Source organism: Pseudomonas sp. KH_040 (assembly GCF_057839305.1).
On the sequence record NZ_CM174487.1, the window covers coordinates 2,633,346 to 2,646,252 of the forward strand.

General features: G+C 59.1%; 15 protein-coding genes. 8 read left to right on the forward strand and 7 right to left on the reverse strand.

The window, feature by feature from the left end:
- Nucleotides 1–196 precede the first annotated feature (196 nt).
- Complete coding sequence (locus AC3IUF_RS11885) at nucleotides 197–1,132, reverse strand: DMT family transporter (RefSeq protein ID WP_489281090.1); 936 nt, start codon at nucleotides 1,130–1,132, stop codon at nucleotides 197–199.
- A gap of 85 nt (nucleotides 1,133–1,217) precedes the next feature.
- Between AC3IUF_RS11885 and AC3IUF_RS11890 the strand changes: the two genes are divergently transcribed.
- Together AC3IUF_RS11890 and AC3IUF_RS11895 are read left to right on the forward strand one after the other, a co-directional pair.
- Complete coding sequence (locus AC3IUF_RS11890; protein WP_007910768.1) at nucleotides 1,218–1,781, forward strand: helix-turn-helix domain-containing protein; 564 nt, start codon at nucleotides 1,218–1,220, stop codon at nucleotides 1,779–1,781.
- A complete protein-coding gene (locus AC3IUF_RS11895) occupies nucleotides 1,782–3,188 on the forward strand; it encodes an FAD/NAD(P)-binding protein (protein ID WP_489281091.1) in 1,407 nt (468 codons plus the stop codon).
- Between the two features lie 198 nt (nucleotides 3,189–3,386).
- Here the strand turns inward: AC3IUF_RS11895 and ppnN are convergent, their stop codons facing one another.
- Complete coding sequence (gene ppnN, locus AC3IUF_RS11900; protein WP_007910770.1) at nucleotides 3,387–4,760, reverse strand: nucleotide 5'-monophosphate nucleosidase PpnN; 1,374 nt, start codon at nucleotides 4,758–4,760, stop codon at nucleotides 3,387–3,389.
- 223 nt (nucleotides 4,761–4,983) lie between these two features.
- On the opposite strand from ppnN, the gene AC3IUF_RS11905 reads away from it, so the two are divergent.
- A complete protein-coding gene (locus AC3IUF_RS11905; RefSeq protein ID WP_489281092.1) occupies nucleotides 4,984–5,511 on the forward strand; it encodes a DUF3087 domain-containing protein in 528 nt (175 codons plus the stop codon).
- On the opposite strand, the gene AC3IUF_RS11910 is transcribed toward AC3IUF_RS11905, so the two are convergent.
- The gene (locus AC3IUF_RS11910; RefSeq protein WP_123374954.1) at nucleotides 5,512–5,886 is read right to left on the reverse strand and encodes a DUF2784 domain-containing protein; all 375 of its coding nucleotides are present in this window, start codon (nucleotides 5,884–5,886) and stop codon (nucleotides 5,512–5,514) included.
- A gap of 186 nt (nucleotides 5,887–6,072) precedes the next feature.
- On the opposite strand from AC3IUF_RS11910, the gene AC3IUF_RS11915 reads away from it, so the two are divergent.
- Genes AC3IUF_RS11915 through AC3IUF_RS11925 form a run of 3 tightly spaced genes read left to right on the forward strand, consistent with a single transcriptional unit; the run spans nucleotide 6,073 to nucleotide 7,282 of the window.
- Nucleotides 6,073–6,771 (forward strand): AzlC family ABC transporter permease, encoded by a 699-nt coding sequence (locus AC3IUF_RS11915; protein WP_016983007.1) that lies wholly within the window; start codon nucleotides 6,073–6,075, stop codon nucleotides 6,769–6,771.
- A complete protein-coding gene (locus tag AC3IUF_RS11920; RefSeq protein WP_176472272.1) occupies nucleotides 6,771–7,082 on the forward strand; it encodes an AzlD domain-containing protein in 312 nt (103 codons plus the stop codon). Before AC3IUF_RS11915 ends, AC3IUF_RS11920 begins: the two co-directional genes overlap by 1 nt.
- Nucleotides 7,083–7,135: 53 nt before the next feature.
- Nucleotides 7,136–7,282: a hypothetical protein gene (locus AC3IUF_RS11925; protein ID WP_489281093.1), complete on the forward strand. Its 147-nt coding sequence runs from the start codon at nucleotides 7,136–7,138 to the stop codon at nucleotides 7,280–7,282.
- Nucleotides 7,283–7,329: 47 nt separating this feature from the next.
- Here AC3IUF_RS11925 and AC3IUF_RS11930 read toward each other — a convergent pair whose 3' ends face one another.
- The 4 genes from AC3IUF_RS11930 to AC3IUF_RS11945 form a co-directional block, all read right to left on the reverse strand.
- Complete coding sequence (locus AC3IUF_RS11930; RefSeq protein ID WP_007910785.1) at nucleotides 7,330–7,602, reverse strand: hypothetical protein; 273 nt, start codon at nucleotides 7,600–7,602, stop codon at nucleotides 7,330–7,332.
- A 330-nt stretch (nucleotides 7,603–7,932) separates the two neighbouring features.
- Nucleotides 7,933–8,613, reverse strand: a complete 681-nt coding sequence (locus AC3IUF_RS11935; protein ID WP_007910787.1) for an SOS response-associated peptidase — start codon at nucleotides 8,611–8,613, stop codon at nucleotides 7,933–7,935.
- Nucleotides 8,614–8,642: 29 nt separating this feature from the next.
- On the reverse strand, nucleotides 8,643–9,485 hold the full coding sequence (locus tag AC3IUF_RS11940; RefSeq protein ID WP_414915308.1) for an ABC transporter permease: 843 nt from the start codon (nucleotides 9,483–9,485) through the stop codon (nucleotides 8,643–8,645).
- Between the two features lie 60 nt (nucleotides 9,486–9,545).
- Entirely contained in the window at nucleotides 9,546–10,526 is a 981-nt protein-coding gene (locus AC3IUF_RS11945; protein WP_489281094.1) for an aliphatic sulfonate ABC transporter substrate-binding protein, read from the reverse strand.
- Nucleotides 10,527–10,820: 294 nt separating this feature from the next.
- Between AC3IUF_RS11945 and AC3IUF_RS11950 the strand changes: the two genes are divergently transcribed.
- Nucleotides 10,821–11,768 carry an ABC transporter substrate-binding protein gene (locus tag AC3IUF_RS11950; protein ID WP_007910798.1) on the forward strand — a complete coding sequence of 316 codons (948 nt, stop codon included), beginning with the start codon at nucleotides 10,821–10,823 and terminating at the stop codon, nucleotides 11,766–11,768.
- A gap of 131 nt (nucleotides 11,769–11,899) precedes the next feature.
- Nucleotides 11,900–12,799, forward strand: coding sequence for a polysaccharide deacetylase family protein (locus AC3IUF_RS11955; protein ID WP_489281095.1), 900 nt, complete (start codon nucleotides 11,900–11,902; stop codon nucleotides 12,797–12,799).
- Nucleotides 12,800–12,907: the final 108 nt, after the last annotated feature.

Consider the following 12,907-nt stretch of genomic DNA (forward strand, 5'->3'; position numbering starts at 1 on the left):
ATCACCAAACGCCAGGATGTCTCAGAATCCTACAAAGTAGTCTGGAATTTTCTGTTTGGCATTGTTTCAGGTAGATCGATGTTGCTTCGATTGGCCTCATCGCGAGCAGGCGAAGGCCTGCATTTGGAATGCGTTCCCCTGTAGGCGTGAGCCTGCTCGCGATAGCAATAATTCAGACTATGAAGGCTTCGGAGCTTTACCCCTGTGCTTCCCGCTCCAGCTCAGCTTCGGCTTCTGCAACTTTGCCCTTGGTCTTCAATTCACTGACAATCACCGCCGCCACAATCAACCCCGCGCCCACCAGCGCAATCGCTGGCAACCGCTCCCCGGCAATCCGCCCGACGATCCCGGCCCATACCGGCTCGCCCGCATAGATCAACGTCGCCCGGGTTGGCGAAACACTTTTCTGCGCCCAGTTCATCGCCACCTGAATCGCCGCACTCGCCGCGCCCAACCCCAGGGCGGTCACCAGCAGCGTCCAGGAGAAATCCGGAATCATTTCCCCGGTAGGCACCACCAGCAGGAACGACAGCACCGATGTGGTTGCCAATTGCACGACAGTCACTCGGCGCACATCGACCTGACCGGCATAGGTGCTAATCAAAATGATTTCGGCGGCGATGGCGATAGCGCTGATCAGCGTGGCGATTTCGCCAGGGCTGAAATTCAGCGCTGCACCGGACGGGCCTGACAGCAGCATCAAACCGGTAAACGCCAACATGATGCCGATGCTGGGCATCAGCCCCGGGCGTCGCCCCAGCACCAGCCATTGCAGCAAAGGCACAAACGGCACATACAACGCGGTGATGAACGCCGACTGACTGCTCGGGATCGTTTGCAGACCGACCGTCTGCAAGCCATAACCGAGCATGATCGCCACGCCGATGAAGGCGCCGGCCTTGAGTTCAAACAGGGTCAGTTCGCGCAGATGACGCCATGAGAACAGCGCGACGATAGCCGCCGCAGCGGCAAAACGCAGACCGACAAAAAACATCGGTCCGCTGACGGTCATCGCGTGCTGAACCAGCAGGAAGGTACCGCCCCAGATCATGGTGATCAGTACCAGCACGCACTCGGCTTTGCTGAAACGAGAGAAACGGAGAGGAGTGGAGGAGCTGTTCTGCGACGTCATGACCTTGCGCACTTTAAAAAGGAGGCCGCACAATGCGCCCAACGTTGCGCAGTATACTGCCCAACCTCACCGAGTGAGCAATATAGTGCACAAAGATTCAACGCAGCGGGCGTCCGTTCTGCAACACGTCAGCCTGAATGTGCGGCGTCTACGGCATGCCGCCGATATGAGCCAGACCGCGCTGGCAGAAAAGTCCGGGGTCAGCCGGCGCATGCTGGTGGCGATCGAGGCGGGCGAGAAGAATGTCAGCCTGACCACCCTCGATCGCGTTGCCGAAGCGCTGGATGTGGCGTTCAGCGATCTGATTCAAGCGCCGGATGCCCGCGACCCGAGCCGCATCAACGAGGTGGCCTGGGCAGGAACCCACCCGGGCAGCAAAGCGGTGTTGCTCTCCAAAGCCACCGCGACTCGCGAAGTCGAGCAATGGGAATGGTGTCTGCAACCGGGTGAGGTCTACCCGTCGCAAGCAGATGCCGAGGGCTGGAGCGAGCAGATTTTCGTCTTTGCAGGCTGCCTTACCCTGATGCTCGGGGATCAGCCGCAGCACATCGGCACCGGTGAGTTTTTTATGTTTGCCAGCAACCAGCCGCATTCCTATCGCAACGATGGCGAGGTTGCGGCGCGGTTTGTTCGCAATGTGGTGATTTGAATGAGTCAGAGCGCAGACATCCTGATTATCGGTGGTGGCCTCAGCGGCACGATGCTGGCGGTGCAATTGCTACGTCTGCCTGGCCGGCGCAAGGTCCTGATCATTGAGCCGCGTGCGGAACTGGGACGGGGCGAGGCGTACAGCGCGGTCGAGTTGGGACACACGCTCAACGGCAACGCCGCACGTATGAGCGTCGATCCGGATAATCCTGATGATCTGACGCAATGGCTGACCGAGCACATTGCCGGCGGTGGCTGGCCTGAATCGGCCGAGCAGGACGTGCCGGTCAGCGAGCTGTTTGCGCCGCGTGGATTGTTCGGCGTCTATGTGCAGCAGCGTCTCGCCGAAGCCCGTAAAGTCGGGGCGCAGAATGGCTCAAGCGTTGAGCACATTCGTGCGGAAGTCGTCGACCTGCAAGTCGATGCCGGTTCGGTGCAGCTCACGCTGAGCAATGGTCAGGCACTGCGCGGTGGCTACGGGGTTTTGGCGACCGGAATGTTCCCTGCCGCGCGAACCCCGCAGAAAACCTCCAGCGGCCTCAACGCCGCCGCGCTTGATCCGTGGGATGTCGCGGCGATGCATCAACTCGACCCGCAAGCGACGGTGCTGATCATCGGCTCCGGCCTGACCATGGTCGATGCCGTGGTGTCGCTGGAGCAGGCCGGGCATCGCGGGCCGATCGAAGTGTTTTCCCGGCACGGCTTGTTGCCCCATGTGCGCCGACAACCGCCGGCCTGGATGGATTTTCTTGGCAGCGATCACAGCATTCGAACGCCACGACAGCTGCTGCGCGAATTGCGTCGGCAATGCCAGGCAGCCATTGCACAAGGCATCGATTGGCAGGCGCCACTGGACACGGTTCGGGTGCATATCGCTCGTTTGTGGAGTCAGGCGACTGACACGCAGCGTCGACAATTCGTACGGCATGTACGGCCGTGGTGGGAAAGTCATCACCACCGTTCGCCACCGTTGAGTGCGGCGCTGGTTGAGCGTCTTTATAAAGAAGGGCGATTGCGTATTCAGGCAGCTTCGTTCAAAGGGCTTGAGGCAAGTCCGGACGGTGGCGTTCGTATTCGCATTCGGCGGCGCGGTGAGTCGCAAACCTGCGTGGTGCAAGGCGCCGCATTGATCAATTCCAGCGGTATCGAATACGACTGGCGCCGAGTGGCGCGACCGTTGCCGCAGCAGGTGCTGGCGCGCGGTCTGGTGCAGCCGGGACCGTTGGCGTTGGGGATTGCGGCGGCCGGGGATGGCGCGGTGCTGGATGCCGAGGGGCGTGCGGCTAGCCGGTTGTTTGCCATGGGGCCGCCGTTGCGCGGGATGTGGTGGGAGAGTACGGCGGTGACGGATGTGGCGTTGCAGGCCAAGGCGCTGGCGATGCGGTTGGCGGGTAGGTCAGAAATTTGAGGTGTGCTTGGCGGCCTCTTCGCGAGCAGGCTCGCTCCCACAGTTGAGTGGGTGAATGCAGGCTTTGTGTACACATCCAGACCCTGTGGGAGCGAGCCTGCTCGCGAAAACGGAGGGTCAGTCAACATCAACAGTGACTGATATACCGCTATCGCGAGCAGGCTCGCTCCTACATTTGTAGCGTGGTAACCGAAAGAGTTACGCCACCACTCGATAACACGGCACATACGCCGCGCCGCCCGGCAGTTTCATCCGGTGCTGGGCGACGAAGGCTTTGAGTAGGGCATCGAGCGGTTGCATGATCGCGGCGTCACCACGGATCTGGTACGGCCCGTGTTCTTCGATCAGGCGAATGCCTTTGTCCTTGACGTTACCGGCGACAATGCCGGAGAACGCCCGGCGCAGGTTGGCCGCCAGTTCGTGCGGTGGCTGGTCGCGGTGCAGTTTGAGGTTGGCCATGTTTTCGTGGGTCGGATCGAACGGACGCTGGAAGCCTTCGTCGATTTTCAGCAGCCAGTTGAAGTGGAACGCATCGTTGCGCTCGCGGCGGAACTGCTTCACCGCTTTCAGACCTTGGGTCATCTGCCGCGCCACTTCGGCCGGGTCGTCGATGATGATCTCGTAGTGCTGCTTGGCCGCTTCGCCGAGAGTGGCGATGACGAAGGCGTCGAGCTGTTCCAGATACGGCGCGGCGTGCTTCGGCCCGGTGAGGATCACCGGGAACGGTAGCCCTTTATTGTCCGGGTGCATCAGGATGCCCAGCAGGTAGAGGAATTCTTCTGCTGTACCGGCGCCGCCCGGGAAAATGATGATGCCGTGGCCAACGCGCACGAAGGCTTCCAGACGTTTTTCGATGTCCGGCAGGATCACCAGTTCGTTGACGATCGGGTTCGGCGCTTCGGCGGCGATGATGCCCGGCTCGGTCAAACCGAGGTAGCGACCACCGTGAATGCGTTGCTTGGCGTGGGCGATGGTCGCACCCTTCATCGGGCCTTTCATCACGCCCGGGCCGCAACCGGTGCAAATGTCGAGGCTGCGCAGGCCCAGTTCGTGGCCGACTTTCTTGGTGTATTTGTATTCTTCGGTGTTGATCGAGTGGCCGCCCCAGCACACGACGATTTTCGGCTCGACGCCCGGGCGCAGGGTGCGCGCGTTGCGCAGCAGGTGGAAAACGTAGTCGCTGATGCCTTGCGAGGTGCTCAGGTCGATGCGTTGGCTGTCGAGTTCGTTTTCGGTGTAGACGATGTCGCGCAGGGCGCTGAAGAGCATTTCGCGGGTGCTGGCGATCATTTCGCCGTCGACGAACGCGTCGGCCGGAGCGTTCAGCAGCTCCAGGCGCACGCCGCGATCCTGTTGGTGAATGCGGATTTCGAAGTCCTTGTAGGCTTCGAGGATGGTCTTGGCGTTATCGACATGGGCGCCGGTGTTGAGGATGGCCAGGGCGCACTGGCGGAAGAGGGTGTAGGTGCTGCCGGATCCGGCTTCGCTCAGTTGCTGAACTTCACGTTGAGAAAGGGTTTCCAGGCTGCCTTTCGGGCTGACCGAGGCATTGATTACGTGTCGTTGGGTCATGCAATGATCCTTAAAACGATGTCATCACGAAGCTGAGCAATGGCATCCGAATAGTGTGTATCCATGAATGAAGATGGCACGATCTGCGCTATACCGCCATGTCCCCGTTGGACGCTGAAAAGATGAAAAGGAGCCCCAGCATAGCTAAATCCGCGGTAGAGGCGATAATGCGCCGGCCGGTTTTTTCAGTTAGCCCTTTTGTCGCTCAAGGAAGTCATTTGTGATGTTCGAGATTCAGCCGATGGATGCCGCCACTTTTCGCCAGCAGACGCGACGCAGCACGATCATCATCGCCGTGCTGTTCCTGGTACTGGCGATGCTGTTTTCCAGCGTGGCAGTGGCGCTGTTCGGCGAGCCCGGCGGCGATAACCTGCGCTTCAATGTCGGTGGGGTGTTTGTGGCATTTCTGCTGACGGCTGCGTTATTGCGCGGGCGTTTCTGGAATCAGAGCTGGATGGCGCCAGCCGTGTACAGCTGGCGACTAAAGCGCAATCTGATGAGCATCACCAATGTGATGCATCAGGTCACGGCGGCGGTGGAGCAGAACGATGCGACGGCCATGAAAGTGCTGCGTTTCTATCATCTTGGGTTGACGCAGATGCATGAACTGGACGGTAACTCCAGCGATCATGGGCAGCTGTGGCGCGAAGTCGAGGCGCACAAGGCGCGGATGCAGGCGCTGGGACTCGACACCGAGCAGACGCGCCTGGATCCGGCCTGGCTGGAGGCGTTGAAGCCGACTTCGCGCTGATTACAGCGCTCGGCGCAACTTCCACGAACGGATCAAGCGGCCATACACCAACAGGTTGATCGCCAGCACCACGCTGCCGAGCGCCAGTTGAATCTGCGGGGTGAGCCCGGCCGGGTAGATGATCGGCCAGATGTAATGCTCGATGAAGCCGCCGGCGTATTCAGTCTGCCCGGCAGCGTGGCGCATGAGATTTTCCCAGTAGGTCAGCGGGCAGGTCAGGTGCAACACCTCGACCGCCACGCCCCAGGCGGCAGCCGGCAAATGCAGCCACATCAAACGTGGCCATTTGAGCACCAGCAGCCCGCCAAACAGCACGAACAGAATGAAGCACAAATGGAACAGCACCAGCCCGTCGGCTGCGATTCGGTACAGCATGTCGTCTCCCTGACGCGATTGTGAATGGCGCTATGTTACGCCGCTCAGGGCATTAGAGGTCAGTGCGAAAATCAGCGAATTGCGCGCGCATCCGGCCGATTTCCCACAAGTGCGCAAGATTGTTCAAGCCAAAAAGACGAAATGGCTGGCACAGTCTGCGACCGTTTTCCTGGTTGAAGAACGTTTATGTCTGACTCACTTATGCCGCGCAGTGCGTTTCTTCGCGGCGCGGCGGCGATCATGCCATTGTCTCTGGCCACCGCGCCGTGGGGACTGCTGGCCGGTTCCATGGCGATTGAAGCTAACCTCACGCCGTTGCAAGGCCAAGGCTTGTCGAGCATCGTGTTTGCCGGTGCGGCGCAATTGGTCGCGATCGGCATGCTCAAGGGCGGCGCGGGGATTTTCTCGATTTTGTTGACCACGCTGCTGCTGACGTCGCAGCACTTGCTGTATGGCATGAGCATGCGTTCGGTGATTTCGCCGCTGCCGGGGCGCTGGCGCATAGGGCTGGGTTTTTTGCTCACTGATGAGTTGTTCGCGTTGACCAGTCAGCATGATCGCCAGCAGTTCAATCGCTGGTATGCGCTGGGCGTCGGCCTGACGTTCTACATCGCCTGGAATCTGTTCACCCTGGCCGGCATTGTCCTCGGCAGCAGCATTCCGGGGCTTGAACACTTGGGGCTGGACTTCTCGATTGCTGCCACCTTCATCGCCCTGATTACACCGGTGGTACGCAACGTGCCGACGGTGGTTTGCGTGGCGGTGTCGCTGTTTTGTTCGGTGCTGTTCAGTTACTGGCAATGGGGTTCGGCGCTGGTTTTGTCCGGATTGGCCGGAATGACTGCCGGGTTTATCTGCAACAAGCTGTATCGGGAGCGCACATGATGGTTTGGGCGGTGATTTTTGGCATGGGGATTCTGGTTTTTCTCAATCGCTATGTATTTCTCGAGCCGCGATTGCCCGTGCGTTTGAGCAGCAATGCGCGGCAGTTTCTCGGGTTTGCGGTACCGGGGATGTTGACCGCTATCTGTGGGCCGATTGTCTTCATGCCGGACAAACAGCTGAATCTGCAGTGGGATAATCCGTATTTGCTTAGTTCGCTGGTGGCGATCGCACTGGTGATATACACGCGCAATACTTTGCTCAGCATGCTGTTGAGCATGGCGTTCTTCTTTTTGCTGCGCTGGTGGTTGTAAGTTGTCTGTTCTACGCTTCAGGCATGCAGGTTTACTGATAAGGGGAGGTGCACATGGCGACTGAGCAGAAGCTTCCGGAGACGGATGAGCAAGAGACGGATGAGCCGACTGAAGCGGAAATAGAGCGGGAGAAGCATAAGGAACAAACCTGGAAGCACGATGACGGCAGAGAGCTTTCAGACCCCGATCGCAAGTTTTGAGTGATTTCTACGAAAAAGCCCCGCGAATGCGGGGCTTTTTTATGGTTTCAGAGATCGTCCAACTGCGTGAAATCGGGGTGTGTGGCCCGATATCCCAAGGTTCGATCAATCCACGCATTCAGCTCGTTGACCATCACCGGCGCGTGGCCGGGATACCCTTCAAGTGTGGTGCGCAGGACGCGTTCGATATCGGGTACGGCACGCAGGTTTCGGGTCTTGATGTAGTGGCCGATAAAACAGTCGAGTTCAAAGCGTTCTGTCATCGACAGATAAATACACTCCAGGTCGCTGACCTGTTTGATTGCAAAATCGTCGCGCAACTTATTTCTCTGCAAGGCTTGTAGACGTTAGGGGATTCCTGGTTTGTTGACTCTTTGGTCAACTGGTATACCAAATGGAAATGCGGCGCGCATGCTATCCGTAGTGCATCTAAATGTATGTATGACGGTTGAAATGTCAGACAGGCGGTTAGTTCATTCGAACGTGTGTTTTATGTGCGCCGTCTCAAAAATGAAACAGGGTTTGTAACGGCAGTGATTCGCTTTAGAGTTGCTAAAATTTGCAATGGGTTTATCTCATATAGCGCTGCGTCAAAAGATCGCAGCCTTCGACAGCTCCTACATTGATAGACGCGTGAAGTCGGCAAATGTTTAAGTCTGCTCAATAATCAAACTGGCCCCCTGATTGCGCACGTTACCGACGGCTTTGCCGACTTTGTACCACTCGAACACTTCACTGCCTTCACCTTCGAACAGCAACATTTGCTCAGCGCGTTCAACGGGTGTCGCCGGGTCGAGCCATTCGCGCACCAACTCTGCGCGGAATACCACCGGTCGGCGATCGTGGACGTCGAGCAGGCCGCCGGCGGCGTCGGCGGTGATAATCACGAAACCGTCGTCATCCCGGGCCGCCGTTTCGGTTGTCGGAAATTGTCCGATGGCGGCGCAGAAAACCGCTGCATGATCCGCGCGACGAATCAGCCAGGGTTGCCGGGTTTTGTCGCCGCTGTCGACCCATTCAAACCAGTTGTCCACGGGCACAATCAAGCGATGTCGCCAGATCGCCCGGAAGAACGGACCATGGGCGACTTTCTCGACCCGGGCATTGATGGGGGGCGGGCGATCCTTGGCCCAATGCGGGCGCCAGCCCCAGCGCAGATTGTCGGCCTGCAGGTGCCGTCCTTGTTGATGCAGGACGGCCAGCGCGGTGGTCGGCGCCGCGTTATAGCGATCAAGCGGCGCATCGCCAACATGATTGATCAACGCGTCGGGAATGCTCAGCACCGCGACGAAGTCATGAATGCCTCGGTACTGCGAGAGTCTTCCGCACATGGGCTGAATCTCCGGTTGGAGATTTCAGCTTAGTCGCTGGCACCTTGGCCGGTGAACGTGTCGCGCCAGCTCAGCCAGCGGCGTTCGAGCATGGCCAGCAAGCCGTCGCTGAGTTTACCGAGCAAGGCGAGCACGATGATCGCAGCCAGCACGATGTCCGGCCGCGAGGTTTCCCGGCCGTCACTGAGCAGATAGCCCAGGCCCTTGGTGGCCGCGATCAACTCTGCTGCCACGAGAAACATCCACGCCAGACTCATGCCGCTGCGCAACCCGGTGAACAGGCCGGGCAGGGCAGCGGGCAGCAATATTCGTCGCACCAGTTGCAAGCGGCTGAAGCCATAGATGCGGCCGACTTCCACCAGTTTGCGATCAATGTTGCGAATGGCCGCGACCACGTTGACGTACACCGGAAAGAACGCGCCGATAGCGATCAAGACAATTTTCGAGGTCTCGTCGATGCCCAGCCACAACAGCAGCAGCGGCACCCAGGCCAGGCTCGGAATGGAACGCAGCGCTGCAAAAGTCGGTTCCAGATAGGCCTCGGCTTCGCGGCTCAAACCGACCCAGGCAGCAAATACCAGCGCGAGACTGGCGCCAATGGCAAAACCCAGCAACACGCGAATCAGGCTGGCGCCGATGTGTTTCCACAGTGCGCCTTCAGCGAGGTCGGTGAGGGTCAGGGCGATCTCGCTCGGCGCCGGCATCTGGTAGGACGGCAACCAACCGATGCGTACGATAATTTCCAGGGCGATGATGATCAGCAGCGGCACGGCCAAGCCTTTGAAACGGCGCTGCCACGCCGGACTGAAACCCGCCGGGCGCTGGCGCGACACGGCAAGTGGCGCGGGCAAGTCTTTGCTGTGAGTGGTCATGGTTGAGCTCCGCTCACGACACATCCGCGACAGCAGCGGATGTGTCGTGAGACTGATCGATTACTGGTGGGCGACGGCTTGCTGCACGCCGCTGTCGAGCAATTGATCGATGACTTGATCGACATTCACCCCACGGCGCACCAGTTCCTCGGAGACCAGAATCGGCGCCGCTGCCTTGGAGGCACTGATGTCCTGTTGGGTCAGTTGCGGGCTGCTCAGATCGGTACGCGACAGTTGCAGCTTGGCTACGTCCAGTGGCAAGCCGGACTCTTTGGCGAGAAGGGCGGCGAACTCATCGGGATTTTTCAGCGCCCAGTCGCGGGCCTGTTCGTAGGCTTTGATCACGGTGTCGATGGTTTGCGGATGTTCTTTGGCGTATTGCTCGGTGACGCTGACCACGCCGTAGCTGTTAAACGCCGGGTTGCGATAAAGCAGGCGCGAACCGGCCTGGACCTGACTGGCGGCCATGTGCGGATCGAGTCCGGCCCAGGCGTCGACATCGCCCTTCTCCAGCGCAGTGCGACCATCCGGGTGTTGCAGGTGGACCAGTTCCACGTCGTCTTTTTTCAGTCCGGCCTGTTGCAGGCTGCGCAGGGTGAACAGATACGGGTCGGTACCTTTGGTGGCGGCGATCTTTTTGCCCTTGAGGTCGGCGATGGCCTGATATGGCGAGTCCTTGCGCACCACCAATGCTGTCCATTCGGCACGGCTGTAAACGTAGACCGATTTGATCGGGCTGCCGTTGGCGCGGCTCAGCACCGCGGCGAGGCTGGCGCTGGAAGCGAAATCCACGCCGCCACTGTTGAGGTATTCCAGCGAGCGGTTGCTGCCCTGGCTCAGTACCCAGCTGACCTTGGTCTGCGGCAAGGCTTTTTCGAGGAAGCCGAGTTGCTTGAGCACCAGGCTGACTGGCGAGTAATAGGCGTAGTCGAGATGCACTTCTGCCGGCGCGGTTTCAGCCGCGTGGGCGAGCGGTTGCAGGCTCAGTACCATGGCGCTGGCAGCCAGCAGGGTTTTGAGTCGAGGAAAGAACGATGTCATGGGGCGCTCCGGCAAAGGCACAGATTTCTTATGTCCAAAAAGATATTTTTATCGAATGCTTCCTGCATGAATGGAATATTGCAGGCTCTGTGCCATGTACTTGAAAGCGCCGTTTTAAAAGGGCTTGAGGGGATGTTGCAGGATTCCAGCTGTTGCTTGAGCAACACTGTGATTCGTCACTGTTGCCAAGCAAACAGCCGTGATCAACGGTGATGAGCTTATGCGTTAATCGAATTTCAAAACCAGTAAATAACAGCGTTATGGTCTATGCAATTTCCCTTTGCAGGTCAGCCCATGAAGCTTTCTCGTTTCCTGCGCAGTGCGCTAATCACCGCACTGTTTGCCTCGCCGCTTTCCCATGCAGATGAGCCATTGGTCCTGCATGTTGGCGATCAGAACTACTACAACATCCGTGCATCGGTGGAGGCCTCCGGCGTGTTGAAAGACGCGCCTTATACCGTCGACTGGAAACACTTCCAGGCCGCTGCACCCTTGGCGGAAGCCTTGCAAACCGGTTCGCTGGATCTGGGCTTTTTGGGCGATTCCGGTTTTCTGTTTCTGGCCGCCAAGCAGGCGCCGGTAAAGCTGATCGGCGTCTCGCGGCAAAATCCCGACACCATCGCGCTGCTGGTGCCGAAGGATTCGCCGGTAAAAACCATCGCCGACCTGAAGGGCAAGAAAGTTGCCTACTGGCCCGGCGCCTGGAGTCAGCAGTTGACCTTGCGCGCCCTGGAGCAGGGCGGTCTGCCGGAAAACTACGTCGATTTCGTCAAGTTGATGCCGATTGATGCCGCCGCAGCCCTGCCACAGGGCAGCATCGACGCCTTCCCGGTGTGGGAGCCGTACATTTCCCAGCAGATCGTGTTCTCCGGCGCGCGGCCGATCCTGACCGCAAAAAATCTGATGCCGGGGCTCAGTGCAATCGCTGCGTCGACGCCGTCGATCGACAGCAAACGTGCGGCCATTGCGGATTTTCTCGGTCGTTTGAAACAGGCACGGGCGTGGGTTGATAGTCATACGGATGAGTACGCCGATCTGTGGGCGAAGAAAGCCAATCTCGATCAGCAGGTGTCGCGCCACTGGTTACGTCAGGCGCACATGACGGTGGGACCGGTCGATACGCAAGCGGCGACGGACCTGCAAAGCACCGCCGACTTCCTGTTCAAAGTCAAAGCGCTGCCGGCACCGTTGGCCACCGCCGGGATTATCGACACGTCTTTTCAACAGGCATTGGCGCACTGAGCGAGCGCCGGAACCAAACCCTGTGTACCTTATCCAACCTCCGCTCGTGTATCGGAGCGCAAGGATGGATAAGGGCGAGGGAGTTTTGCCAATCGACAACATGACGGCCGTCGCCGTGCTCAAGGCAAAACATGACATCCGGATTCAAGTTTCTCTGTGCAGCGCTCATCGCCCTCGGGTTGGCCGGTTGTATCGCCGCCCCGATAGAAATGACTGCGCAAACCGAATCACGCCTGAAAACCCAGGCACCGGTGCGCTTTCTGTTGACGTTTGACGATGGCCCCAGTGCATCCAGTTTCTGGAACCCGTCGGCGACGGTGCTCGACAGCCTCAAGGACAATCCGCTGTTGCCGAATATCAAAGCGGTGTTCTTCGTGCAGACGCGCGCGCCACGAGCGGGCAACAGTGACATCGGTCGCGCCATCATGCGGCGTGAGCATGACGAGGGGCACATACTGGCGTTTCACACGGCCACCCACTGGCACACCAATCATCGCTTGCTCGACCCGCAAGAACTCGAAGAGTCACTGACCAACGGCACGGCTGATATCGCAGCCATCACCGGGGCGCCGCCGACGTTGCTGCGCCCGCCGTTCTGGAATTACGACAAACGCACCTTCGCCGCCTATCAACAGCACGGTTTGCACGTGTTGCTGACGGATTTAAGTGCCAACGACGGCAAGATCTGGGGCTTCAATGCCAGCCCCCGGCGTCGGGCAAACATGCTGCGGCAGTTATCGGAAGTCCGTGAACGTATTGCCCTCGGCGAGTTGCCGACTGTGGACGGGGTGATTCCGGTGGTGGTGACGTTTCATGATCTCAACCGCTATACCGCGCGGCACACGCGCGAATACCTGCAGATTCTGCTCGATAGCGCCGCCGCGACAGGCGTGAAGCTGGCGGACAAGCCTTTCTACGATGATCACGCCGAACTGGAGAAAGCTGCGCTGGCGCGTACCGTGGGTAAAAGCTCGGAGCCAGTGAATTTGCCGGGAATGTGGAACTGGGTTTGGGATCACGATGCGCACTGAGGGCAGGGTGGAAAGTTGTGATCGGGTTGGCATTTTTGTACCGGGCGGGTCACACATTGCTCATCTATGCTCAACCAGTCGATCGACCCGCCTGCGAGGCGTTCACTC

Coding starts and splice junctions, on each gene's coding strand:
- AC3IUF_RS11885 (WP_489281090.1), bottom strand. CDS start 1,132: ATGACGTCGCAGAACAGCTCCTCCACTCCTCTCCGTTTCTCTCGTTTC.
- AC3IUF_RS11895 (WP_489281091.1), top strand. CDS start 1,782: ATGAGTCAGAGCGCAGACATCCTGATTATCGGTGGTGGCCTCAGCGGC.
- ppnN (WP_007910770.1), bottom strand. CDS start 4,760: ATGACCCAACGACACGTAATCAATGCCTCGGTCAGCCCGAAAGGCAGC.
- AC3IUF_RS11905 (WP_489281092.1), top strand. CDS start 4,984: ATGTTCGAGATTCAGCCGATGGATGCCGCCACTTTTCGCCAGCAGACG.
- AC3IUF_RS11910 (WP_123374954.1), bottom strand. CDS start 5,886: ATGCTGTACCGAATCGCAGCCGACGGGCTGGTGCTGTTCCATTTGTGC.
- AC3IUF_RS11915 (WP_016983007.1), top strand. CDS start 6,073: ATGTCTGACTCACTTATGCCGCGCAGTGCGTTTCTTCGCGGCGCGGCG.
- AC3IUF_RS11920 (WP_176472272.1), top strand. CDS start 6,771: ATGGTTTGGGCGGTGATTTTTGGCATGGGGATTCTGGTTTTTCTCAAT.
- AC3IUF_RS11925 (WP_489281093.1), top strand. CDS start 7,136: ATGGCGACTGAGCAGAAGCTTCCGGAGACGGATGAGCAAGAGACGGAT.
- AC3IUF_RS11935 (WP_007910787.1), bottom strand. CDS start 8,613: ATGTGCGGAAGACTCTCGCAGTACCGAGGCATTCATGACTTCGTCGCG.
- AC3IUF_RS11940 (WP_414915308.1), bottom strand. CDS start 9,485: ATGACCACTCACAGCAAAGACTTGCCCGCGCCACTTGCCGTGTCGCGC.
- AC3IUF_RS11945 (WP_489281094.1), bottom strand. CDS start 10,526: ATGACATCGTTCTTTCCTCGACTCAAAACCCTGCTGGCTGCCAGCGCC.
- AC3IUF_RS11950 (WP_007910798.1), top strand. CDS start 10,821: ATGAAGCTTTCTCGTTTCCTGCGCAGTGCGCTAATCACCGCACTGTTT.
- AC3IUF_RS11955 (WP_489281095.1), top strand. CDS start 11,900: ATGACATCCGGATTCAAGTTTCTCTGTGCAGCGCTCATCGCCCTCGGG.